General features: G+C 64.7%; 21 protein-coding genes. 10 read left to right on the forward strand and 11 right to left on the reverse strand.

What is annotated here, in order from left to right; all coding sequences use genetic code 11:
* Positions 1 to 59 precede the first annotated feature (59 nt).
* The 9 genes from hslU to gshB form a co-directional block, all read right to left on the reverse strand.
* Positions 60 to 1,403, reverse strand: a complete 1,344-nt coding sequence (gene hslU / locus ACF8SD_RS07785; RefSeq protein WP_173891349.1) for an ATP-dependent protease ATPase subunit HslU — start codon at positions 1,401 to 1,403, stop codon at positions 60 to 62.
* A gap of 76 nt (positions 1,404 to 1,479) precedes the next feature.
* Complete coding sequence (gene hslV, locus ACF8SD_RS07790) at positions 1,480 to 2,010, reverse strand: ATP-dependent protease subunit HslV (protein ID WP_009682353.1); 531 nt, start codon at positions 2,008 to 2,010, stop codon at positions 1,480 to 1,482.
* Positions 2,011 to 2,222: 212 nt separating this feature from the next.
* Positions 2,223 to 3,494 (reverse strand): dihydroorotase, encoded by a 1,272-nt coding sequence (locus tag ACF8SD_RS07795; protein WP_392484155.1) that lies wholly within the window; start codon positions 3,492 to 3,494, stop codon positions 2,223 to 2,225.
* Positions 3,491 to 4,495, reverse strand: coding sequence for an aspartate carbamoyltransferase catalytic subunit (locus ACF8SD_RS07800; protein ID WP_173891347.1), 1,005 nt, complete (start codon positions 4,493 to 4,495; stop codon positions 3,491 to 3,493). Before ACF8SD_RS07800 ends, ACF8SD_RS07795 begins: the two co-directional genes overlap by 4 nt.
* A gap of 12 nt (positions 4,496 to 4,507) precedes the next feature.
* Positions 4,508 to 5,026, reverse strand: a complete 519-nt coding sequence (pyrR, locus tag ACF8SD_RS07805; RefSeq protein ID WP_392484156.1) for a bifunctional pyr operon transcriptional regulator/uracil phosphoribosyltransferase PyrR — start codon at positions 5,024 to 5,026, stop codon at positions 4,508 to 4,510.
* A gap of 49 nt (positions 5,027 to 5,075) precedes the next feature.
* Positions 5,076 to 5,501: a Holliday junction resolvase RuvX gene (gene ruvX, locus ACF8SD_RS07810; RefSeq protein WP_003249316.1), complete on the reverse strand. Its 426-nt coding sequence runs from the start codon at positions 5,499 to 5,501 to the stop codon at positions 5,076 to 5,078.
* Positions 5,501 to 6,070, reverse strand: a complete 570-nt coding sequence (locus ACF8SD_RS07815) for a YqgE/AlgH family protein (protein ID WP_173891345.1) — start codon at positions 6,068 to 6,070, stop codon at positions 5,501 to 5,503. Before ACF8SD_RS07815 ends, ruvX begins: the two co-directional genes overlap by 1 nt.
* Before the next feature lie 122 nt (positions 6,071 to 6,192).
* The gene (locus ACF8SD_RS07820; RefSeq protein WP_173891344.1) at positions 6,193 to 7,098 is read right to left on the reverse strand and encodes an energy transducer TonB; all 906 of its coding nucleotides are present in this window, start codon (positions 7,096 to 7,098) and stop codon (positions 6,193 to 6,195) included.
* Positions 7,099 to 7,189: 91 nt separating this feature from the next.
* The gene (gene gshB, locus ACF8SD_RS07825; protein WP_173891343.1) at positions 7,190 to 8,143 is read right to left on the reverse strand and encodes a glutathione synthase; all 954 of its coding nucleotides are present in this window, start codon (positions 8,141 to 8,143) and stop codon (positions 7,190 to 7,192) included.
* A 242-nt stretch (positions 8,144 to 8,385) separates the two neighbouring features.
* Here gshB and ACF8SD_RS07830 point away from each other — a divergent pair, with 242 nt between their 5' ends.
* The 7 genes from ACF8SD_RS07830 (at position 8,386) to ACF8SD_RS07860 (ending at position 18,009) form a co-directional block, all read left to right on the forward strand.
* Complete coding sequence (locus ACF8SD_RS07830) at positions 8,386 to 8,787, forward strand: PleD family two-component system response regulator (protein ID WP_392484157.1); 402 nt, start codon at positions 8,386 to 8,388, stop codon at positions 8,785 to 8,787.
* A 47-nt stretch (positions 8,788 to 8,834) separates the two neighbouring features.
* The gene (pilH, locus tag ACF8SD_RS07835) at positions 8,835 to 9,200 is read left to right on the forward strand and encodes a twitching motility response regulator PilH (protein WP_392484158.1); all 366 of its coding nucleotides are present in this window, start codon (positions 8,835 to 8,837) and stop codon (positions 9,198 to 9,200) included.
* Positions 9,197 to 9,751 (forward strand): chemotaxis protein CheW, encoded by a 555-nt coding sequence (locus ACF8SD_RS07840; RefSeq protein ID WP_392484159.1) that lies wholly within the window; start codon positions 9,197 to 9,199, stop codon positions 9,749 to 9,751. Before pilH ends, ACF8SD_RS07840 begins: the two co-directional genes overlap by 4 nt.
* A 47-nt stretch (positions 9,752 to 9,798) precedes the next feature.
* On the forward strand, positions 9,799 to 11,823 hold the full coding sequence (locus ACF8SD_RS07845) for a methyl-accepting chemotaxis protein (protein WP_392484164.1): 2,025 nt from the start codon (positions 9,799 to 9,801) through the stop codon (positions 11,821 to 11,823).
* Between the two features lie 48 nt (positions 11,824 to 11,871).
* A complete protein-coding gene (locus ACF8SD_RS07850; protein ID WP_392484160.1) occupies positions 11,872 to 16,821 on the forward strand; it encodes an Hpt domain-containing protein in 4,950 nt (1,649 codons plus the stop codon).
* Positions 16,814 to 17,275, forward strand: a complete 462-nt coding sequence (locus tag ACF8SD_RS07855; RefSeq protein ID WP_054904974.1) for a chemotaxis protein CheW — start codon at positions 16,814 to 16,816, stop codon at positions 17,273 to 17,275. Before ACF8SD_RS07850 ends, ACF8SD_RS07855 begins: the two co-directional genes overlap by 8 nt.
* 116 nt (positions 17,276 to 17,391) lie before the next feature.
* On the forward strand, positions 17,392 to 18,009 hold the full coding sequence (locus ACF8SD_RS07860; protein WP_173891338.1) for a hemolysin III family protein: 618 nt from the start codon (positions 17,392 to 17,394) through the stop codon (positions 18,007 to 18,009).
* Here the strand turns inward: ACF8SD_RS07860 and ACF8SD_RS07865 are convergent, their stop codons facing one another.
* Entirely contained in the window at positions 18,010 to 18,729 is a 720-nt protein-coding gene (locus tag ACF8SD_RS07865) for a 16S rRNA (uracil(1498)-N(3))-methyltransferase (protein ID WP_173891337.1), read from the reverse strand.
* A gap of 70 nt (positions 18,730 to 18,799) precedes the next feature.
* Positions 18,800 to 20,206, reverse strand: coding sequence for an adenosylmethionine--8-amino-7-oxononanoate transaminase (locus tag ACF8SD_RS07870; protein WP_173891336.1), 1,407 nt, complete (start codon positions 20,204 to 20,206; stop codon positions 18,800 to 18,802).
* A gap of 225 nt (positions 20,207 to 20,431) precedes the next feature.
* Here ACF8SD_RS07870 and ACF8SD_RS07875 point away from each other — a divergent pair, with 225 nt between their 5' ends.
* The 3 genes from ACF8SD_RS07875 (at position 20,432) to ACF8SD_RS07885 (ending at position 23,721) form a co-directional block, all read left to right on the forward strand.
* Positions 20,432 to 22,303: a flavin monoamine oxidase family protein gene (locus ACF8SD_RS07875; RefSeq protein WP_392484161.1), complete on the forward strand. Its 1,872-nt coding sequence runs from the start codon at positions 20,432 to 20,434 to the stop codon at positions 22,301 to 22,303.
* A 255-nt stretch (positions 22,304 to 22,558) separates the two neighbouring features.
* Positions 22,559 to 23,110 carry a cytochrome b gene (locus ACF8SD_RS07880; RefSeq protein WP_173891334.1) on the forward strand — a complete coding sequence of 184 codons (552 nt, stop codon included), beginning with the start codon at positions 22,559 to 22,561 and terminating at the stop codon, positions 23,108 to 23,110.
* Between the two features lie 32 nt (positions 23,111 to 23,142).
* Entirely contained in the window at positions 23,143 to 23,721 is a 579-nt protein-coding gene (locus ACF8SD_RS07885; protein WP_173891333.1) for a YceI family protein, read from the forward strand.
* The last annotated feature ends 45 nt before the right edge of the window (positions 23,722 to 23,766 follow it).

Raw genomic sequence — 23,766 nt, forward strand, 5'->3', positions numbered from 1 at the left:
GGCCCTGTTTTGCGGTGCTGCAAGCGACGTAGAACAGCTCGTCGCTTGCAGCTTTCCGCTTACAGGATGTAACGCGACAGGTCTTCGTTCTGCGCCAGCTCACCCAGGTGGCTGTTCACATAAGCCGCGTCGATCTGGATCGGCGTTTCGTCATGGGCGCTGGCCAGGTCACCGGCACTGAACGACACCTCTTCAAGCAGGCGCTCCAGCAGGGTATGCAGGCGACGGGCACCGATGTTCTCGGTTTTCTCGTTGACCTGATAGGCAATTTCGGCCAGGCGCTTGATGCCGTCGGCGACGAACTCGATGTTCAGGCCTTCGGTTTTCAGCAGCGCCTGGTACTGCTCGGTCAGCGAAGCGTGCGGCTCGCGCAAAATACGCTCGAAGTCTTCCGGGGTCAGTGCCTTGAGCTCTACACGGATCGGCAGGCGGCCTTGCAGTTCGGGTACCAGGTCGCTGGGCTTGCTCAGGTGGAACGCGCCCGAGGCAATGAACAGGATGTGGTCGGTCTTGACCATACCCAGCTTGGTGTTGACGGTGCAGCCTTCGATCAGCGGCAGCAGGTCGCGCTGCACGCCTTCACGGGACACATCGGCACCGCCCACATTGCCGCGCTTGGCAACCTTGTCGATTTCGTCGATGAACACGATACCGTGCTGCTCGACCGCTTCCAGGGCCTTGGCCTTGAGCTCTTCCTCGTTGACCAGGCGGCCCGCTTCTTCATCGCGGACCATCTTCAGCGCTTCTTTGACCTTCAGCTTGCGCGCCTTGCGCTTGCCCTTGCCCATATTGGCGAACAGGCTTTGCAGCTGGTTGGTCATTTCTTCCATGCCAGGCGGCGCGGCAATTTCGACACCTACGGCATCGGCGACTTCGATCTCGATTTCCTTGTCATCCAGCTGGCCTTCGCGCAGGCGCTTGCGGAACAGCTGGCGGGTGTTGGAGTCGCTACTGGTCTGCGCAGCTTCCTCATTGAAGTTGGTCACCCGCGCCTGCGGCAGCAGGGCATCGAGGATACGGTCTTCGGCGGCGTCTTCGGCGCGGTGGCGCACGCGGATGATCTCCTGCTCGCGCAGCATCTTCAGTGCGGCATCGGCCAGGTCGCGGATGATCGACTCGACATCACGGCCGACGTAGCCGACCTCGGTGAACTTGGTGGCTTCGACCTTGAGGAACGGGGCGTTGGCCAGCTTGGCCAGGCGGCGGGCGATTTCGGTCTTGCCGACACCGGTCGGGCCGATCATCAGGATGTTCTTCGGCGTCACTTCGGCGCGCAGCTCAGCCGGCAGCTGCATCCGCCGCCAGCGGTTGCGCAGGGCAATGGCCACGGCGCGCTTGGCGTCGTCCTGGCCGATGATGTGGCGGTTGAGTTCGTGGACGATCTCGCGGGGGGTCATGGACATGATCAATTGGGTCCTTGGGCAGATGAGTCAGCGTGGAAAAGCCCCATCACCGGGATGGGGCGCCAGAACAGCTGAGTCAGTCGGCCAGGTCCTGCTCCTCGATGGTCAGGTTATGGTTGGTGAACACGCAGATGTCGCCGGCGATGTTCAGGGCGGTTTCGGCGATTTCACGGGCCGAGAGGTCGGTCTTGTTCAGCAGTGCGCGGGCGGCAGCCTGGGCGTAGGCACCACCGGAACCCATGGCGATCAGGCCATCTTCGGGTTCGACCACGTCGCCGTTGCCGGTGATGATCAGCGAGGCGTCCTTGTTGGCCACGGCCAGCATGGCCTCCAGGCGGCTCAGGGAACGGTCGGTACGCCATTCCTTGGCCAGCTCGACGGCGGCACGGATCAGGTGGCCCTGGTGTTTCTCCAGCTGCCCTTCAAAGCGCTCGAACAGGGTGAAAGCGTCGGCGGTGGCACCGGCGAAGCCGGCGATGACCTGGCCGTGGTACAGGCGGCGCACTTTCTTGGCGTTGCCTTTCATTACCGTGTTGCCGAGGGATACCTGGCCGTCGCCGCCCATGACGACTTTGCCGTTACGGCGGACAGAAACGATGGTGGTCAAGGGGAGAGTCTCCACGCAGCGGGGCGAAAGTGCCTGATGCAGACTCATATGGGGGTGGGGGGAAGGATTTCAACCGTGGGGGATGAATGGTCGCGCCAGGCCGGGGGCGCCGTGTGAGGGCATTCGCGGGCATGCCCGCTCCCACAGGGTTACCACATGCTTCGAGATGGTGGTGATCCTGTGGGAGCGGGCGTGCCCGCGAAAAGGGTTACTCAGGCCTCGTGGCAAACGTGCCCATCGACCAAGGTATAGCGCACCGCACCCGGCAGGCAGTGGCCGATGAACGGGCAGTTCTCACCCCGCGACAGCCATTGCTCGCCGGCAACGGTCGAGGCTTGCGGGTCGAACAGCACCAGGTCGGCCGCGCCGCCTGCCTTCAGCTCACCCGCAGGCAGGCGCAGGGCAGCAGCCGGGCCGCTGCTCAGGCGGGCGAGCAAGGTGGGCAGGTCGAGCAGGCCGTCCTGCACCAGGGTCATGGCCAGCGGCAGCAGCAGCTCGACGCTGCTGATACCCGGCTCGGTAGCACCGAACGGGGCCAGCTTGGCATCGCGTTCGTGCGGCTGGTGGTGGCTGGAAATCGCCTGGATTACGCCAGACTTCACCGCTTGACGAAGGCCCTCACGGTCAGCAGCAGTACGCAGCGGTGGCTGCACGTGGTACAGGCTGGAGAACTCGCGCAGCGACTCGTCGGTGAGAATCAGCTGGTACAGCGCCACGTCAGCGGTTACCGGCAGGCCAAGTGCCTGGGCCTGGGCGATCAGCCGCGCGCCACGGGCGCTGGTAATCTGGCTGAAGTGCGCGCGCACGCCGCTCTGCTCGACCAGCAGCAGGTTGCGCGCCAAGGCCACGGTTTCGGCACTTTCCGGAATGCCCGGCAAGCCAAGGAAACTGGCCATGGCGCCTTCGTGGGCCAGGCCGCCCTGGGCCAGGTCGCGGTCCTGGGAATGGAACACCACGGTCAGGTCGAAGGTGGCGGCATACTCCAGGGCGCGGGCCAGGGTACGGTTGTTGGGGATTTCCTTCAGGCCGTTGCCGAAAGCCACGCAGCCGGTGTCACGCAGGGCCACCAGCTCCGCCAGCTGCTCGCCTTCCAGGCCCTTGGTCAGGGCGCCGATCGGGTAGACCTTGCTGTTGGCCGCTTCGCGGGCACGGTCGAGAATCAGCTCGGCCACGGCCGAGGTGTCCAGCACCGGCTTGGTTTGCGGTGGGCAGCACAGGCTGGTCACGCCACCGGCCACGGCTGCGCGGGTTTCGCTGGCGATGTTGCCTTTGCGGCTAAAGCCCGGTTCGCGCAGGGCCACGCCAAGGTCGACCAGGCCAGGCGCGGCAACCAGGCCTTGCGCCTGGATCGTGCGGCTGGCGCTGAACCCGGCCGGGGCGGCGCCGATGGCAGCAATGCGGCCACCGTCCAGGTGCAGGTCGGTCACCTGGTCCAGGCCGCTGTTGGGGTCGATGACCCGGGCGCCAAGAATACTGATGGTCACTGGGCGTTCTCCTGGTCGAATTGACGTTGCGCGTTTTGCCCGCTCATGGCCATGGACAGCACTGCCATGCGTACGGCGATGCCGTAGGTGACCTGGTTGAGGATCACCGAATGCTTGCCGTCGGCCACCGCCGACTCAATCTCCACGCCCCGGTTGATCGGGCCTGGGTGCATGACGATGGCATCCGGCTTGGCCCCGGCCAGACGGGCCGTGGTCAGGCCGAACAGGCGGTAGAACTCGCCTTCGCTGGGCAGCAGGCCACCGGCCATGCGTTCACGCTGCAGGCGCAGCATGATCACCACGTCGACATCCTTCAGGCCCTCGGCGAGGTCGCTGTAGACCTTCACGCCGTACTGCTCGATACCGATCGGGATCAGGGTTTTCGGCCCGATCACGCGAATGTCCGGGCAACCCAGGGCCTTGAGCGCCAGCATGTCGGAGCGGGCAACCCGCGAGTGCAGGATATCGCCGACGATCGCTACCGACAGGTTCTCGAAGCTGCCTTTGTGGCGACGGATGGTCAGCATGTCGAGCATGCCTTGGGTCGGGTGCGCATGGCGGCCGTCACCACCGTTGATCACGGCAACGTGCGGGCACACGTGCTCGGCGATGAAATGCGCCGCGCCCGAGTCGGAGTGGCGCACGACGAACATGTCGGCGGCCATGGCTTCGAGGTTGCGCAGGGTGTCGAACAAGGTCTCGCCCTTGCTGGTCGAGGACGTCGACACATTGAGGCTGATCACGTCGGCAGACAGGCGCTGGGCTGCCAGCTCGAAGGTGGTGCGGGTACGGGTCGAGTTCTCGAAGAACACGTTGCACACGGTCTTGCCGCGCAGCAAAGGGACTTTTTTAACGGCCCGTGCACCGACTTCCAGGAAGGAGTCGGCGGTGTCGAGGATCTCGGTCAGCAGTTCGCGGGGCAAACCGTCAAGCGAGAGGAAGTGGCGCAGCTGGCCCTGGTCATTGAGCTGCAGCGGGCGCTTGGCGTCGATTGGCGTCATCGCGGGGGACTCTTAAAGGGCGGAAGCGGGGGCGAGGTCCTGGCGCTCGAGGGCGAGCGGTGCGGGTCCGGTCAATTTTACCCGTTCATAGGGGGCCAGCGACAGGGTGGCGCCGACCACATTCGGGCGGATTGGCAGTTCGCCGGCATCCAGGTCCACCAGGCAGACCAGGGTGACGCTGGCCGGGCGGCCATAGTCGAACAGTTCGTTGAGCGCCGCGCGGATGGTGCGGCCGCTCATCAGCACGTCATCCACCAACACCAGGTGCTGACCTTCGACTTCGAACGGCAGCTCGGACGGGCGTACCTGCGGGTGCAGGCCATTCTGGCTGAAGTCATCGCGGTAGAACGAGACGTCCAGGGTACCCATGGCACTCTTGTCGCCCATGGCCTCCTGCAGGGCCTGGGCAACCCAGACACCACCTGTACGAATACCGATGTAACGCGGCTCGCTGATGCTGCGGCGGGCCAGGTGGGCGCGAAGGTCGACAGCCATCTGCCGGACCAGCTCGGCGGGGTTGGGTAGGCTCATTGCGGGCTCCTCGGAAGGGTGCGCCGGGCGTGGCCGGCGGCAAAGATGATCAGGTATTGGCCTCCAGCCAGCCTTGCAGCAACAGGGCCGCGGCGATGGCATCGACCGGGTTGTCGCGGTAGCTGCCGCGCTGGCCGCCACGGGCCATGCGCTCGCCTTTGGCCTCGAAGGTGGTCAGGCGCTCGTCGTGGGTGTGCACGGGCAGGTTGAAGCGGCCATTGAGGCGGCGGGCAAATTTTTCGGCGCGGGCGCTCATTTCGCTGGGCGTGCCGTCCATGTTCAATGGCAGGCCGACGACGATGGCGTCCGGCTTCCATTCGGCAATCAGCTTTTCCACCTGGGCCCAGTCCGGCACGCCGTTCTGCGCCTTCAGCGTGCACAGCTCACGGGCCTGGCCGGTGATGACCTGGCCGACGGCCACACCGATCTGTTTGCTGCCATAGTCGAAACCCAGCAGCAGGCGTAGTTCGGCCATCAGGCGTGGCCCGCCTGGCTGGTCAGCAGGTGCAGGTTGATGCCCAGGCTGGCGGCGGCGGCCTCCAGGCGCAGGTCACTGGCCATTTCAAAAATGATTTGCGGGTCGAACGGGCAGTTGAGCCAGGCATTGTCGGCCAGCTCCGCTTCCAGCTGGCCGGCCTCCCAGCCGGCATAGCCGAGCGTGATCAGGCTTTGCTTGGGGCCGACCCCGGCGGCAATGGCCAGCAGGATGTCCTGCGACGTGCTCAGCGTCAGCCCTTCCAGCGCCACGCTCGCCTGGAAACTGCACTCGCTGCTGTGCAGCACAAAGCCACGGTCGGTCTGCACCGGGCCGCCCTGGTAGATCGGCACCTGCAAGGTGCTGTCCGGCGGCGTTTCGTCCGGGCGCAATTGCTCGAGAATATCGGCCAGGCTCAGTTCCTGCGGCCGATTCACTACCAGGCCCATGGCGCCATGGGCGTTGTGCTCGACAATGTACGTGAGGGTCTGGGCGAAGTTCGGATCGGCCATGTGCGGCATGGCGATCAGGAACTGATGCTTGAGGTAGCTCGGCGTGAGGTTTTTCATGGGGTAGTAGTGTGGCGCCAGGTGGCGAGGCTGACAAGGTTCTCGGTATGCCTGATTTGAGGGCTGCTGCGCAGCCCATCGCCGACAAGCCGGCGCCCACAGGGGCGCGCAGCGGCCCTGGTTCAGTTACTGGACAAACGGTCCCCACGGGCAAAGCGCCAGGTGCGGATGATCTCCAGGCGGTCGAACTCGGCCAGGTCCCCGGTAAACGGTGCGAACGGCGCCGCCAGCCGCACGATACGCTGCGCTGCCTGGTCCAGCACCGGCTGCCCGGACGACTCCAGTACCAGCACTTCGTACAGCGAGCCGTCGCGGTTGATCGAGACCATCATGCGCAGGTTGCCGTAGATCTGCTGCCGGCGCGCCTCGTCGGGGTAGTTGAGGTTGCCCACCCGCTCGACTTTCTTGCGCCACTCTTCCTTGTACCAGGCGCCCTTGTCGCGCATGGTCGAGGCAGCGTTCAGGCGGTGGATGCGCGGGCGCTTGGCGTACAGTTGCTGTTCGTTGGACAGCTCTGCCTCCAGGCTGGCGATCTGGCTGGACAGCTGCGAGCTGTCGAAGTCCGGGGCGGGCGCGGCGGGCTTGGGTTGGGCCTTGCTGGGCTTGGGCTTGGGCTCGACCTTGTGCGCCTTGGGTGCGTTGGTCACCACCGCCGACTTCTGCGGGGTTGGTGGCGGCACTACTTCCGGTTTGGCTGTCGGTGGGGGGGTGATCTTGTTGATCTTGCTGTCCTGGAACGGCGCCAGCTCGGTGGTCTTGGGCACGGCCTTCTTGTCCAGGGTGCCGCTGCCTTGCTGGTTGTCCTGGGCCTGGAAATCAGCTTTCTCCGGCGGTTTTTCGCTTTTGAAGGTGGCCAGGGTAATGTCCATGGTATGGCGGATTTCGGCAGGCTTGACCACGGTGAAACCGACGCCGAGGATCAGCGCCAGGTGCACCAGCACAGCCAGGAACAGCGTGAAACCGAGCCGGTCCACAGGGCGAACGCGTGGGGGCAGCAGGTCGGAAGGGATGTCAGCGGGCAGCGTCATCGGGTATCCAGCAACCGCAGGGCGGGGCAGCAGGCCAGGCAAATAGGACCCGCATCATACCCCACTCCGGGTAAATGCCGTGCGTCGGCGGTCAGCGCGCCTGCAACTGGCGATCAATGGCATCCATCAGCTTGCCGCCGATATCGGTGTTGTAGGCGTTGTCGATTTCGCGAATGCAGGTCGGGCTGGTGACGTTTATCTCGGTGAGGTAATCGCCGATCACGTCGAGGCCCACGAACAACAGGCCTTTCTCGCGCAGGGTTGGCCCCACCTGGGCGGCAATCCAGCGGTCCCGGTCGCTCAGCGGGCGCGCCTCGCCGCGGCCACCGGCAGCCAGGTTGCCACGGGTTTCGCCGCTGGCCGGAATGCGCGCCAGGCAGTAGTCGACCGGCTCGCCGTCGATCATCAGGATGCGCTTGTCGCCGTCCTTGATCGCCGGCAGGTAGGCTTGCGCCATGATCTGCTGGGCACCCAGCGCGGTCAGGGTTTCGAGGATCACCGACAGGTTCGGGTCGCCCACCCGGTGGCGGAAGATCGACGTGCCGCCCATGCCATCCAGTGGCTTGAGGATTACATCGCCATGCTTGGCCGCGAACTCGCGGATGATGTCCGGGCGGCGGCTGACCAGCGTGGGTGGCGTGCACTGCGGGAACAGCGTGGCAAACAGCTTTTCGTTGCAGTCACGCAGGCTTTGCGGGCGGTTGACCACCAGCACGCCATCGTTCTCGGCTTGCTCCAGCAGGTAGGTGCTGTAGACGAACTCCATGTCGAACGGCGGGTCCTTGCGCATCAGGATCACATCCAGCTCGGCCAGGGTGCTGTCCTGTTCCTCACCCAGCTCGAACCAGCGGGCCGGGTCGGCGAACACTTTCAGCGGGCGCATGCGCGCACGGGCCTTGCCTTCGCCCTGATACAGGTCGTGCTGTTCCATGTAGAACAGGCTCCAGCCGCGTGCCTGGGCGGCCAGCAGCATGGCCAGCGAACTGTCCTTTTTGTAGGAGATGGACGCGATGGGGTCCATGACAATGCCGAGGCGAACGCTCATGGGGTGGTTCCTCTTGGCGGCGCGTGGCCGCGATGGCTCGAAAGAAAAGTGGCTCAGGGTGGCGCTGCGAACGCCGCCGGTCAAGGGGCGGCGCAGATGGAACGGCCACCCGGAGTGTGCTAAAAATGCAGCTGCAAGCCTTTAGCTACAAGCCTCAAGAGAAAAGCGGTCACGCGCCGATTGGCTTTTTCTTGTAACTTGCTGCTTGCAACTTGCAGCTAAATTCCCATTGGTAGGCGTCTATGGAACAACCCCTGAAGGTGATGGTGATCGACGATTCGCGCACGATCCGCCGCACCGCGCAGATGTTGCTCGGTGAAGCAGGCTGCGAGGTCATCACCGCCAGCGATGGCTTCGATGCCCTGGCCAAGATCGTCGACCACCAGCCTGGCATCATCTTCGTCGACGTGTTGATGCCGCGCCTGGACGGCTACCAGACCTGCGCCATCATCAAGCACAACAGCGCCTTCAAGGACACCCCGGTGATCCTGTTGTCGTCGCGCGACGGGCTGTTCGACAAGGCCCGCGGCCGGGTAGTCGGCTCTGATCAGTTTCTGACCAAGCCGTTCAGCAAGGAAGCACTGCTCGACGCAATCCGTGCCCATGTGCCCGGGTTTGCGGCACCTGAACCACAAGCACCCTGACCGCGCCCCGCCATGGCACGGTTCTACTTTCCTGATGGGGTAACAGCATGGCCCGAGTTCTGATTGTCGACGACTCGCCGACAGAGATGTACCGCTTGACCGAATGGCTGGAAAAGCAAGGCTACCAGGTGCTCAAGGCCAGCAACGGTGCCGACGGCGTGGCCCTGGCCCGGCAGGAAAAGCCGGACGCCGTGCTGATGGACATCGTCATGCCGGGCATGAACGGCTTCCAGGCCACCCGCCAGCTCAGCAAAGACCCGGAAACCAGTGCCATTCCGGTGATCGTGGTCACCACCAAGGACCAGGAGACCGACCGCATCTGGGCCACCCGCCAGGGCGCCCGCGACTTCCTCACCAAACCGGTGGATGAAGCCGCGCTGATCGCCAAGCTCAAAGAAGTGCTGGGGGCTTGACCACCCGCCCGCAGGGCGCGTCACTGACCGCCTTCGAGTTGTTGCTGGACATCGACCGGCGCTGCCGTTTGCTGGTCGCCGACCAGCCGCCGCAAGACAACCGCCCGCAAGAGTGGAGTGGCATTGGCTTTCGCATCGCCGGGCAATGGTTCGTCGCGCCCATGGGCGAGGTGGCCGAGGTGCTGCGCGAGCCGCGTAGCAGCCGGGTGCCGGGGGTGCAGCCTTGGGTCTGCGGCGTGGCCAACCTGCGTGGCCGGTTGTTGCCGGTAATGGACCTGAGCAGCTTCTTTGGCCTGGGCCACGCCGCCCCGGGCAAGCAGCGCCGGGTGCTGGTGGTGGACCACGACGACCTGTTCGTCGGCCTGCTGGTGGACGAAGTGCTCGGTTTGCAGCACTTTACCCTCGACAGCCTGCAACTGTCCCCGCCACAGCCGCTGATTCGGGCTGCTGCGCGCTTTGTGCAGGGGCACTTCCCGCGTGAACGCAATTGGGCGATCTTCAGCCCCTTCGCCCTGGCCCAGGCGCCGGGTTTTCTCGATGTGGCGTTATAGGACCTGCGAACGTGAACACACCCGCCGCCCCCGTCACGGCCACCACCGTGACCCCACGTACCCGCAGCATCGCGCAGATCACCGTGCTGTTCCTGATCCTGATCCTGTCGATCATCCTGCTGTTCGCCAATTTCGCCTACCTGAACACCCAGTCCAATTACGACAAGCAGTACATCGGCCATGCCGGCGAGTTGCGCGTGCTGTCACAACGCATCGCCAAGAACGCCACCGAAGCGGCTGCAGGCAAGGCGTTGGCGTTCAAGTTGCTGTCGGATGCGCGCAACGATTTCGAGCGGCGCTGGGGCTACCTGCGCCACGGTGACAAGGCCACCGGCTTGCCGCCGGCGCCGCACACCGTGCGTGATGAAATGGAAGCGGTGCGGCGTGACTGGGAAAACCTGCGCAAGAACACCGATACCATCCTGGCCAGTGAACAGACGGTGCTGTCGCTGCACCAGGTGGCGGCGACCCTGGCCGAAACCGTGCCGCAACTGCAGGTGGAGTACGAAAAGGTCGTCGAGATCCTGCTGCAGAGCGGCGCCCCGGCCAACCAGGTGGCGGTGGCCCAGCGCCAGTTGTTGCTGGCCGAGCGGATCCTCGGCTCGGTCAACACGGTGCTGGCCGGTGATGACGCGGCAGCCCAGGCGGCCGATGCCTTCGGGCGTGATGCCGGGCGCTTCGGCCAGGTGCTCGAAGGGATGCTCAACGGCGATGCGGGCATCCAGGTGACCCGTGTTGCAGATGCCGACGCCCGTGCCCGGCTGGCCGAAATTGCCGAGCTGTTCCAGTTCGTTGCCGGTTCGGTGGACGAAATTCTTGAAACCTCCCCAGAGCTGTTCCGGGTGCGCGAGGCGGCGGGCAATATCTTCAGCCTGTCGCAAACCTTGCTCGACGAGGCCTCGCACCTGGCCAACGGTTTTGAAAACCTGGCCGGCGGGCGCACCCTCGATACCGTGGGTGGCTACGCCCTGGGCCTGCTGGCCCTGGCTTCGATCATCCTCATCGGCCTGGTGATGGTGCGTACCACCAACCGCCAGCTGCGTGAGACGGCAGAAAAAAACGAACGCAACCAACAGGCAATCATGCGCCTGCTCGATGAAATCGAAGAGCTGGCCGATGGCGACCTGACGGTGACGGTTTCGGTCACCGAAGACTTCACCGGCGCCATTGCCGACTCGATCAACTATTCGGTCGACCAGCTGCGTGACCTGGTCGCTACCATCAACCACAGTGCGGTGCAGGTTGCCGCCGCTGTGCAGGATACGCAGAACACCGCGCGGCAGCTGGCCAAGGCCTCCGAGCAGCAGGCCGAGCAGATCAGCGAGGCGTCCGAGGCGGTGGGCGACATGGTCGAGTCGATCGACCGGGTTTCCGCACATGCCTATGAATCTGCCAAAGTTGCCGAGCGGTCGGTGGCCATCGCCAACAAGGGCAACGAGGTGGTGCACAACACCATCAACGGCATGGACAACATTCGCGAGCAGATCCAGGACACCGCCAAGCGCATCAAGCGGCTGGGCGAGTCGTCCCAGGAAATCGGCGATATCGTCAGCCTGATCGACGATATCGCCGACCAGACCAATATCCTTGCCCTGAATGCGGCGATCCAGGCCTCGCTGGCGGGCGAAGCCGGGCGCGGCTTTGCCGTGGTCGCCGACGAAGTGCAGCGCCTGGCCGAGCGCTCGTCGTCGGCCACCCGCCAGATCGAGGCGTTGGTGCGCACCATCCAGGCCGACACCAACGAAGCCGTCATATCCATGGAGCAAACCACCGCCGAGGTGGTGCGCGGTGCCCGCCTGGCCCAGGATGCCGGGGTGGCGCTGGCCGAGATCGAAGGGGTGTCGCAGAACCTTGCCGACCTTATCCACAGCATTTCCGACGCCGCTCAGTTGCAGACCTCTTCGGCTGGGCAGATTTCCCACACCATGGCGGTGATCCAGCAGATCACTGCGCAGACTTCCGCCGGTTCTGGTGCGACCGCCGACAGTATTCGCCATTTGGCGCGCATGGCCAGCGAGATGCGCCGTTCGGTGTCTGGCTTCACCTTGCCACCACCTGCCGAGCCCAAGTGAACCGGCCTTGCGATGAGCCGTACTGATATGCCGCGCTGAGGAGTGCCCATGGCTGTAGCAACACTAAGCCCCGAGCGCCACGATACCGTAGCGCTGGCCTGGACCAAGGCCGCCATCCTCGATTGCCTGGGCCAGGCCCGCCAGGCGCTGGAGCGCTTTGCCGGCGAGCCGGGCGAGCTGTCGATGCTGGCCTTCGTGGTCGACAACCTGCACCAGGTGCATGGTTGCCTTCGCATGCTCGAATTGCGCGGCGCAACACGCCTGGCCGAAGAGCTGGAGCTGTTCGCCAAGGCCTTGGCCGATGGCCAGGTCAGCCCGCGCGGGGATTGCCTGGGCGCATTGTTCCGCGGCCTTGAGCAATTACCGGCGTACCTTGAGCGCTTGCGTGGCGCGCGCCATGACCTGCCATTGGTCATGCTGCCGTTGCTCAACCAATTGCGCGCCTGCCGGGGTGTCGAGCCGCTGGCCCAGGCCAGCCTGATCAGCGGCACGGCGCACCGCTTCGCCGGTGCCGATGACCTGGCCAACCTCGATCTGTCGCTGGGCAATTGGCGTGATCAGCTGCAGGCCGGGCCGGGCAAGGATGCCTTGCGCTCGGTAGTGACCGCGCTGTGCGACGACCTGATGCGCATCAAGGAGCGGCTCGACCAGTTCGTGCGGGGCGACCGCCTGCACCGTGAACAGCTTGACGCTTTGCTGGCGCCCCTGCGGCATGTCGCCGATACCCTCGCCGTGCTGGGCTTTCAGCAGCCACGGCGGGTGATCATCGACCAGGTGCTGGCCTTGCAGGCGCTGGCCGAGGGTGCGCGCGCCGTGGACGATGCGGTGCTGATGGATGTGGCAGGTGCGCTGCTGTACGTGGAGGCTACCCTCAACGGCATGGTCGGCCCGTTGGAAGAAAACGGCCAGGGCGGCCTGGCTGGCTCGGACCTGGCCGAGATTCGCCAGTTGGTGCTGAATGAGTCGCTGAATGTGCTGCAGCAGGCCAAGGACCTGATTGGCGATTGCCTGGAGTCCGGCTGGCCGCGGCAGCGCCTGCAACCCCTGCCGGGGTTGTTGCAGCAGGTTCGCGGGGCACTGGCCATGTTGATGCTGCCCGCGGTGGCCGAGCTGTTTGGGGGGTGTGCCGATTATGTGCAGGGTTGGCTGCAACACCTGGAAGTGGAGCCGCCGGCCGATGAGCTGGCTCACCTGGCGCAGGCCCTGAGCGCGGCCGAGTGTTATCTGCAATGGCGCGTAGCCGATCCGCTGGCCGATGGCCAGCCCTTCATCGACATCGCACGGGCCAGCTTGGCTGCGCTTGGGGTGCAGTGTACGCAACCCACCGCCACTGAGGGCGCCGACTACAGCAGCGATGGCATCGATGATGAGCTGCGCGAAGTGTTCCTCGAAGAGGCCGGTGAGCTGCTACCAGAAATCGAGCGCCACTGGCTGCGCTGGCGTGCCGATAACCAGCAGACGGCAGCGTTGGGCGATGTTCGGCGCGCCTTGCACACGCTAAAAGGCAGTGGGCGCATGGTCCATGCCGAAGCTGTGGCTGAACTGGCCTGGGGCGCCGAACACTTGCTGAACCGGGTAATCGAAGGCCGCAGTGCGCTCAGCGCCCAGGGCGTGGTGGCGCTGCAGCAGGCCTTCGTGCAGTTGCCAGACCTGCTGGCCGACTTTGCCGCAGGCCAGTTACCGCAGCTGAGCGACATCGAACAACTGGCTGGGCATCTGCATGGCCTGGCTGAAAACGACCCACCCGCGGTCGCCGACCTCGATGGCCTCGACCCGCAGTTGCTGGACATCTTCCGCAGCGAAGCGCAAGGCCACCTGGCCAGTCTCGACGCCTTCCTGCAGGGTGCAGGCGGCCATGACACGCCGTTCAGCGATGACCTGCAACGTGCCTTGCACACGCTCAAGGGCAGCGCCGCCATGGCCGGGGTGATGCCGCTTGCCGAACTGGCCACGGCCTTCGACCGCCTGGTACGCGAATACAAAGGCCACCAGTTACCGCTGCAGATGGCTGAAGTCGAGTGGCTTGAGGCTGCCCGCGCGTTGTTCCAGCTGGGCCTGGCACAACTGGACAGCACCCCACTGGCCGCCATTGCCGGGGCCCCGGAACTGATCGAGCGGGTTGGCCAGGCAGTGGACGAGCGGCTGGCCAGCCTGCATGCCGACCCTCGGCAGCAGCGGCGCGGCAGGCATGACCCGCAGTGGGTGGCCAATTTCCTCGCGCAAGCGACGGATACCCTGCTCAACGCCGAGTCATTGCTGTCGCGCTGGCAGCAGCAGCCCGGCCAACGCGATGCGCTGGACACCCTGCTGGATGAAATGACCACGCTGGGCCATGCCGCGCACCTGGCCGACCTTCGCCCAATGGATGACTTGTGCGAGGCCCTGCTCGACCTCTATGGTGCCGTGGAAGAGGGCAGCCTGGCTGCCGATGCAGGTTTCTTCGCCCTTGCCCAGGGCGCCCATGAAGCCCTGATGGACATGCTCGATGAAGTGGCGGCCGGCCAGGATGTAGCGCCGCGCCCGGAACTGGTCGAGCGCCTGCGTGCGCTGCTGGACCAGGCGCTGGCCCCGGATGCCACCGGCCTGGTGGGTATCGACGCGGTCACCCCGCTGCACCCGGACATGGACCTGACCGACGCCTTGGGCCTGGGCTTGCCACGCCCGTCAATGCCGCCGGAAGTGGCCGAGCCCCAGGTCGAGGAGGCCGAAAGCCCTGGCGAGGAGTTGTTGGAGGTATTCCTCGAAGAAAGCTCGGACATCGTCGAAAGCGCCGCTGCAGCCCTGGCCCGCTGGCAAGCCGACCCGCGCAGCAGCGTCGAGGTGGACAACCTGATGCGCGACCTGCACACCCTCAAGGGCGTGGCGCGCATGGTCGAAATCACCCCGATCGGCGACCTTGCCCATGAGCTTGAATTTCTCTACGAACTGCTGGCCGCCGGCCGCCTGCCACCCAGCGCGCCGTTGTTCGCCTTGCTGCAGAACTGCCACGATCGCCTGGCCCATATGCTCGACGCCGTGCGCCTGGGGCAGCCGCTGCACGCGGCCACGGCGCTGATCGACTACATACGCAATTTCAGCAGCGCGGCACTGACCGACAGTGCCGCAGGCCAGGGGCCGCAAGATGCCAGCGCTGCCGAAGTGCCGGCAGCGGCACCCGAGCGCGCCGCAGGCGACATGGTCAAGGTCGATGCCGAACTGCTCGACGACCTGGGTAACCTGGCAGGTGAGCACTCGATCATCCGTGGGCGCATCGAGCAGCAGGTCAACGATGCGCAGTTTGCCCTCAACGAAATGGAAACCACCCTGGAGCGCATGCGCGACCAGTTGCTGCGCCTGGATATCGAGACTCAGGGGCGGATCTCCAGCCGCCAGCCGTTCGAGGGCGATGCCTACGACGATTTCGACCCGCTGGAGCTGGACCGCCATTCGCAGTTGCAGCAGCTGTCGCGGGCACTGTTCGAGTCTGCCTCGGACCTGCTCGACCTGAAAGAAACCCTGGCCCAGCGCGCCCAGGAGGCGCACAGCCTGCTGCAGCAACAGGCGCGGGTGAACAGCCAGTTGCAGGAGGGCCTGACCGCCACCCTGATGGTGCCTTTCGAACGCCTGGTACCGCGTTTGCAGCGGGTGGTGCGACAGGTGGCCAGCGAGCTGGGCAAGCAGGTCGAGCTGGTGGTCGGCAACGCTGAGGGCGAACTGGACCGCAGCGTGCTCGAACGCATGGTGGCGCCGCTGGAGCACATGCTGCGCAACGCCGTGGACCATGGCCTGGAAAGCCGCGAAATGCGCTTGGCAGCGGGCAAGCCGGAGCTGGGTACCATCCACCTGAACTTGCTGCACGAAGGCGCCGATATCGTCATCGAAATGACCGACGATGGTGCCGGCGTGCCACTTGAGGCTGTACGGCGCAAGGCGATCAAACGCGGCTTGCTGGACCCGCAGGCGCACTTGAGCGACCACGAGATCCTGCAGTTCATCCTGCGCCCTGGCTTTTCCACCGCCGAGAAGATTACCCAGATCTCCGGGCGCGGCCTGGGTATGGACGTGGTGCACGAGGAGGTCAAGCAGCTGGGCGGTTCGATGAGCATCGAGTCGGCCCAGGGCAAAGGCGCGCGGTTCCTGATCCGCCTGCCGTTCACGGTGTCGATCAACCGCGCCTTGATGGTGCACCTGGGCGAGGAACAGTACGCCATCCCGCTCAATACCATCGAGGGCATCGTCCGCGTGCCGCCGGCCGAGCTAGCCGCGTGCTACCAGCTGGACACGCCACGCTATGTGTATGCCGGCCACGAATACGAGTTGCGCTACCTGGGCGAGTTGCTGCAAGGCATGCCGCGCCCGAGCTTGCTGGGGCAAAGTGTGCCGCTGCCGGTGCTGCTGGTGCATTCCAAGGAGCAGTCGTTCGCGATCCAGGCCGATGCCTTGTCACCCAGCCGGGAGATCGTGGTGAAAAGCCTGGGGCCGCAATTTGCCGCCGTTGCCGGGCTTTGCGGGGCAACATTGCTGGGCGATGGGCGGGTCGTGTTGATCCTCGACTTGCTGGGCCAGCTGCGTGGCCAGCAGCGCAGGCTGGCGCGCTTGCCCGGGGGCGGCAACCCGCGCCAGTTGCCCGGCCCGGTACCGCGCCGCGCCTTGCTGGTGATGGTGGTGGACGACTCGGTTACGGTGCGCAAGGTCACCAGCCGCCTGCTGGAACGCCACGGCATGAGCGTGCTCACGGCCAAGGACGGTGTCGATGCCATGGCATTGCTGCAGGAGCACCGCCCCGATGTGCTGCTGCTGGACATCGAGATGCCGCGCATGGACGGCTTCGAAGTCGCTACGCGTATCCGCCGTGATGAGCGGCTCAAAGACCTGCCGATCATCATGATCACCTCGCGTACCGGGCAGAAGCACCGCGACCGGGCCATGGCGATTGGCGTGAACGAATACCTGGGCAAGCCATACCAGGAGTCGTTGCTGTTGCAAAGTATTGCCCAGTGGAGCCAGACCCATGCTTGAACTGATTGCCGGCCAGCGCAGCAGCCTGACCGGGTTGTTGCTGCCCTTGGGTGACCGGACCCTGGTGCTGCCGAACGTGGCGGTGGCCGAGTTGAGCGGGCAACGCAACCTGTTGTGCCAGCGCGGCGACCCGCCCTGGCACCTGGGCTGGATCGACTGGCGCCAGCAGCGCCTGCCGCTGATCGGTTTCGAGGCTGCCTGCGGTGGCGAAACGCCGTGCGGGGAGCGGGCGCGGGTGGTGGTGCTCAATGCCTTGGGCGATACCGGCCTGCGCTACCTGGCATTGCTGCTGCAGGACATTCCGCGTTCTTGCAAGCTCGACAGCCAGCTCAACTATGTGGACGTGGCGCTGGGGCGGCTGGAGTTGGCCGCGGTGCAGGTGGGCGAGCAAGTGGCGCGGGTGCCGGACCTGGTTGCGCTGGAAAGGCTGGTGCGTGACGCGCAATTGCAATAGCAGCGCTTGAAGTTTCAAACTTGAGGTTGCGAGCTTGAGGGCGGTGTTCGTTTCACCGCGATCGGCTTGCAACTTGCCGCTTGAAACTAGCCGCTCCTAGAGAGGTCTGTGTTTGCATGTATTACGGTGAACGCTTCAATGCCTGGACGCACCTGGTCGGTGCCATCCTGGCCAGCATCGGTGCCATCTGGCTGATCGTGGTTGCGGGTATGCAAGGTGACCCGTGGAAGATCGTCAGTTTCTCCATCTACGGCAGCACCTTGCTGTTGCTGTACAGCATCTCCACCCTTTACCACAGCACGCGCGGCCGGGCGAAGGTGATCATGCGCAAGCTCGATCACTTGTCGATCTACCTGCTGATTGCCGGCAGCTATACGCCGTTTTGCCTGGTCAGCCTGCATGGCCCGTGGGGCTGGAGCCTGTTTGGCGTGGTCTGGGGGCTGGCAGCGATCGGCATGTTGCAGGAAATCAAGCCGCGTTCCGAAGCGCGGATCCTGTCGATCATCATCTACGCGGTGATGGGCTGGATCGTACTGGTGGCGGTCAACCCCTTGCTGCAGGCACTGGGCACCGCTGGCTTTGCCTGGCTTGCCGCCGGCGGAGTGTTCTATACCGTGGGCATCATCTTCTTTGCCCTCGACAGCCGCCTGCGCCACGCGCACGGTATCTGGCACCTGTTCGTGATCGCCGGCAGCCTTTTGCACTTCGTGGCGGTGTCGTTCTACGTGCGTTAGTTAAAAGTCGCCCCACAACTGCTGCGCCACCGACAGCGCCACTACCGGTGCGGTTTCGGTCCGCAGCACGCGCGGGCCAAGCCGTGCGGCCTGGAAGCCTGCGCGTTGCGCCTGTTCGACTTCAGCGTCGCCAAGGCCGCCTTCAGGGCCGATCAAGAAGGCCAGGGTGGCGGGCCTGGCATGGCTTGTGAGCGGCTCGGCCACCGGGTGCAGCACCAGCTTCAGCTCAGCCTGGGTGCTGCTCAGCCATTCGGCCAGGGTGGTGGGTGGGTTGATGGCCGGCAAGGTGGAGCGGCCGCATTGCTCGCAGGCGCTGATTGCCACCTGGCGCCAGTGCGCCAGGCGCTTGTCGGCGCGCTCGTCTTTGAGGCGCACTTCGCAGCGCTCGCTGATGATAGGCGTGATGGCGTTGGCGCCCAGTTCGGTGGCTTTCTGGATCGCCCAGTCCATCCGCTCGCCGCGGGACAGGCCTTGGCCAAGGTGGATGTGCAGGGGCGAATCGGCCTGGCCGGCGAAGGCCTGATCGAGGCTGACGCGTACGGTTTTCTTGCCCACTTCGCGCAAATGGCCACGGTATTCCTGGCCGCTGCCATCAAACAGCTGCACGGCGTCGCCGGGGGCCATGCGCAAGACGCGGCCAATATAGTGGGCCTGGGCCTCGGGCAGGTCATGCTCGCCAAGGCTCAGGGGGGCATCGATGAAAAAGCGGGACAGTCTCATGTAGTGCTCGTTGGCAAAGGGAAACGCGCCCTGGGTAGGAGCGGCCTTGTGTGGCGAAAGGGCTGCACGATCAGCCCGGGTCGCGGAAGTCGGGGTGGAAGTTGGCCGGCACCGCCACGCTGATGCGCTCGCGGGTGGCAATGTCGATGCCTTCGCTGGCGACCTCGGCAAGAAAGTCGATCTGCTCGGGGGTGATCACGTACGGCGGCAGGAAATACACCACGCTGCCCAACGGGCGTAACAGCGCGCCGCGGCTCAAGGCGTGTTCGAACACCTTCAGGCCCCGCCGCTGTTGCCAGGGGTAGGCGACCTTACCCGCTTTGTCCTGGACCATCTCGATGGCCAGCGCCATGCCAGTCTGGCGGATTTCGGCCACGTGGGCGTGGTCGGCCAGGTGCGCGGTGGCGCTGGCCATGCGTGCGGCCAGGGCCTTGTTGGCTTCGATCACGTTGTCCTCGGCAAAGATGTCCAGGGTCGCCAGCGCCGCTGCGCAGGCCAGCGGGTTGCCGGTGTAGCTGTGCGAGTGCAGGAACGCCCGCAGGGTCGGGTAATCGTCATAGAAGGCCTGGTACACCTTGTCGGTCGTCAGGCAAGCAGCCAGCGGCAGGTAGCCCCCGGTAAGGGCCTTGGACAGGCACAGGAAGTCTGGGCGGATGCCGGCCTGCTCGCAGGCGAACATCGTGCCGGTTCGGCCGAAGCCCACCGCGATTTCATCGTGAATCAGGTGCACGTCGTAGCGGTCGCAGGCCTCGCGCAACAGCTTGAGGTACACCGGGTGGTACATGCGCATGCCGCCGGCGCCTTGGATCAGCGGCTCCACGATCACCGCCGAAATGGTCTCGTGGTGCTCGGCCAGGGTCTGTTCCATGCTGGCGAACATGTTGCGCGAATGCTCTTCCCAGCCCATGCCCTCGGGGCGCAGGTAGCAGTCCGGGCTCGGCACCTTGAGGGTATCGAGCAGCAGCGCCTGGTACGTCTCGGTGAACAGCGGCACATCGCCGACCGACATCGCGGCGATGGTTTCGCCGTGGTAGCTGTTGGTCAGGGTGACGAAGCGTTTCTTGCCTGGCTTGCCGACGTTCTGCCAGTAGTGGAAGCTCATCTTCAACGCGACTTCGATGCACGAAGAGCCGTTGTCAGCGTAGAACACCCGGTCAAGCCCGGCCGGGGTCATGGCCACCAGGCGCTCGGACAGCTCGATCACCGGCTGATGGCTGAAGCCGGCCAGGATCACATGTTCCAGCTGGTCGACCTGGTCCTTGATGCGCTGGTTGATGCGCGGGTTGGCATGGCCGAACACATTGACCCACCAGCTGCTCACCGCGTCCAGGTAACGCTTGCCTTCGAAGTCTTCGAGCCATACGCCTTCACCGCGCCTGATCGGGATCAGCGGCAGCTGCTCATGGTCTTTCATCTGGGTGCAGGGGTGCCACAGGACCTTGAGGTCACGTTGCATCCACTGATCATTGAGGCCCATCGGCACTTCTCCTGGCTTTGCGGCGTGGTTCGACCGCGTAAGCCTAAGCAATGCCGCAGGGTAGGACAACCGCCGGGCGGCGGTAGGTAAAAATGTCAGTTGCCAAGGGCACTTGATATCACTGCGCTGGCAGGGCCGGCACAGCTGACGTATTCTTAACGCATCTCGCTCGGGGCATTTCTGCCCCTCCTCGTTCCTGTAACTTCTGACTCGGAGTTCGCCGACATGGCTGCTGCTTGGGTGCGCCTGTGCGCGTTGGTATTGATTGGTGTGTCCAGCGGCGCTGCGCTGGCGAAGGACAAGACACCCACGGCGATCGTCGTCGGCGGTGGCCTGGCGGGCCTTACGGCTGCCTATGAGCTGCAGAACAAAGGCTGGCAGGTGACCCTGCTGGAGGCCAAGGCCAGCATGGGCGGGCGCTCTGGCCTGGCCACCAGCGAGTGGATCGGCAACGCCAAGGCGCAACCTGTGCTGAACCAGTACCTTGAGCGCTTCAAGCTCACAACCCTGCCAGCGCCAGAGTTCGTGCGCACCCCGGGTTACCTGATCGACGGTGAGTACTTCAGCGCAACCGACCTGGCCACCAAGCAGCCGGCCACCGCCGAGGCGCTCAAGCGTTACGAGAAAACCCTCGATGACCTGGCCCGCTCGATCGACGACCCGCTCAATCCACAGGCCACAAGCACGTTGTTTGCCCTTGACCAGATCAACGTCGCCAGCTGGCTGGACAAGCTGCAACTGCCGGCCACCGCCCGGCAACTGATCAACCAGCAAATCCGCACCCGTTACGACGAACCGTCGCGCCTGTCGCTGCTGTACTTCGCCCAGCAGAACCGTGTTTACCGCAACGTCAGTGACCGTGACCTGCGGGCCGCGCGCCTGCCTGGCGGCAGCCCGGTGCTGGCCCAGGCCTTCGTCAAGCAGTTGAAGACCATCAAGACCAGCTCGCCGGTCACCGCCATCGTTCAGGACAAGGACAGCGTCACCGTCAAGGTCGGCAGTGTCGGTTACCAGGCCGATTACCTGGTCATGGCCGTGCCATTGCGCGCCCTGGCCAAGATCCAGATCACCCCGGGGCTGGACAGCCAGCACCTGGCGGCGCTCAAGGGCACTAACTATGGCTGGCGTGACCAGCTGATGCTCAAGTTCAAAAAGCCGGTCTGGGAAAGCCGGGCGCGCATGTCGGGCGAGGTGTTCAGCAACGCCGGTCTCGGCATGCTGTGGATCGAGCCGGCGTTGAAGGGCGGGGCGAACGTGGTGATCAACCTGTCCGGGGACAACGCCCGCCTGCTGCAGGCCTTCGGCGACAAGCAGATGGTCGACCAGGTGTTGATCCGACTGCATGCCTTCTACCCGCAGGCACGCGGTGCGTTCACCGGTTACGAGGTGAAGCGGTATAGCGTCGATGCCGGTACCGGCGGTGCCTACCTGGCCTACGGGCCGGGGCAGATCAGCAAGTTCTGGCGCCTGTGGGAGCGCCCGGTGCAGCGCATCACCTTTGCCGGTGAGCACACCGATGCCTTGTACCCTGGCACCCTGGAAGGCGCCCTGCGCAGCGGCCAGCGTGCCGCCAGCCAGGCCCAGGACCTGCTGGCCGGCAAGTCGTTCGACCCGGCCAAGGCCGCGCCGGTGGCGGCAGCCGCCGCCGGTGCCGGGGCAGCCGCCGCGAGCAAGGGCGGGTTCTTCTCCAACCTGTTCGGTGGCTCGTCCGACAAGGCGGGCAAGGCTGAGCAGGCACCTGCCAAGGCTGAGTCCAAGGCAAGCGATGAGGCCAAGCAAGACAAGCCAGGCTTCTTCAAGCGCCTGTTCGGTGGCGCTGACGCGCCAGAGGCCAAGACCCAGCCGGTAGCCAAGGCTGACGAAGCGGCGCCGGTCGTTGCCCCTGCGCCAGCGCCCCAGGCAGCACCAGCACCTGCACCGGCGGTGAAGGCGGCGCCAGCCAAGCCTGCTGCGGCCAAGGCCGCCCCTGTCAAGCACGCGCCAGTGCACAAGCCGGCGCACAAGTCAGCGACCAAGCCTGCCGAGCGCAAAAAGGCCAACGCCAAGTCGGAGCCGGCCAAGAAACCGGTCGCCAACCCGCAGGCCAAGGCGGGTTGATCGGTCGCAGTGCCGGCCTCTTGGTGGGTAATCCCGCTCCTGCAACGGACCCTATGGTCCTTGGCGGGAGAGGGCGCCCTGGTAAAGGCCGGCCCTGGCTACCCCATTCACAGCCGTTTGGCGTTAATGTTTCCTTAATGGGAAGCGTTCAGAATTTCTATCGGATATATCGATAATCCGAAGCAATTTTTTCCGCTTTTATTCGATACGTTACGCGTTAGTCTGTGCACAGCTTTCACGGGGAAACACGTCAACATGCAACTGCGCAATTCACCTTCCCGCTACGGCATGGTCAGCATCATCCTGCACTGGGGCGTGGCACTGGCAGTCTTCGGCCTGTTCGGCCTGGGCCTGTGGATGGTCGGCCTCGACTACTATAGCCCGTGGCGCAAAGCCGGCCCCGACCTGCACAAGAGCATCGGCCTGGTGCTGCTGGCGGTAATGCTGCTGCGTGTACTCTGGCGTTTCATCAGCCCGCCACCGCCGGCACCGGCCAACCATGGCAGCTTCACCCGCCTGGCGGCCAAACTGGGCCATCTGGCGCTGTATCTCGGGTTGTTTGCCGTGATGGGCGCCGGCTACCTGATTTCCACTGCCGACGGCGTTGGCATCCCGGTATTCGGCCTGTTCGACGTGCCGGCGTTGATCAGTGACCTGCCGGACCAGGCAGACGTGGCAGGGGTGATCCACCTGTGGCTGGCTTGGGGCCTGGTGATTTTTGCCGTGCTGCATGGCCTGGCTGCTCTCAAGCACCATTTCATCGACCGTGACGCGACCCTGACCCGCATGCTGGGCCGCAAAGCTTGACCCTCAACCTCAATTGCATAGGAAGGAACAGGATGTTGAAAAAGACTTTTGCCGCTCTGGCGCTGGGTACCGCTCTGCTCTCTGCTGGCCAGGCCATGGCTGCTGAGTACAAGATCGACAAGGAAGGCCAGCACGCGTTCGTTGACTGGAAAATCAGCCACCTGGGCTACAGCTTCATCCACGGTACGTTCAAGGACTTCGACGGCAACTTCACTTGGGACAGCGCCAAGCCTGAAGCCAGCAAGATCAGCGTCGACCTGAAAACCGCCAGCCTGTGGTCGAACCACGCCGAGCGTGACAAGCACATTGCCAGCGCTGACTTCCTGGACGTGAAAAAATACCCGGACGCCAAGTTCGTTTCCACCAGCGTGAAGTCGACTGGCGACAAGACCGCTGACGTGACTGGCGACCTGACCCTGCACGGCGTGACCAAGCCGGTCACCTTCAAGGCTACCTTCAACGGTGAAGGCAAAGACCCATGGGGCGGGGAGCGTGCAGGCTTCAACGCGACCACCACGCTGAACCTGAACGACTTCGGCATCAAGGGCCCAGGCCCAGCTTCGCAAACCCTGGACCTGGATATCAGTGTCGAAGGCGTGAAGCAGAAGTAAGCATTGCGTTGCCCATGAAAAACGCCGCCCGTCCGGTAATGCCAG

It is taken from the genome of Pseudomonas sp. CJQ_9 (genome assembly GCF_043106615.1).
Taxonomy (GTDB): domain Bacteria; phylum Pseudomonadota; class Gammaproteobacteria; order Pseudomonadales; family Pseudomonadaceae; genus Aquipseudomonas; species Aquipseudomonas juntendi.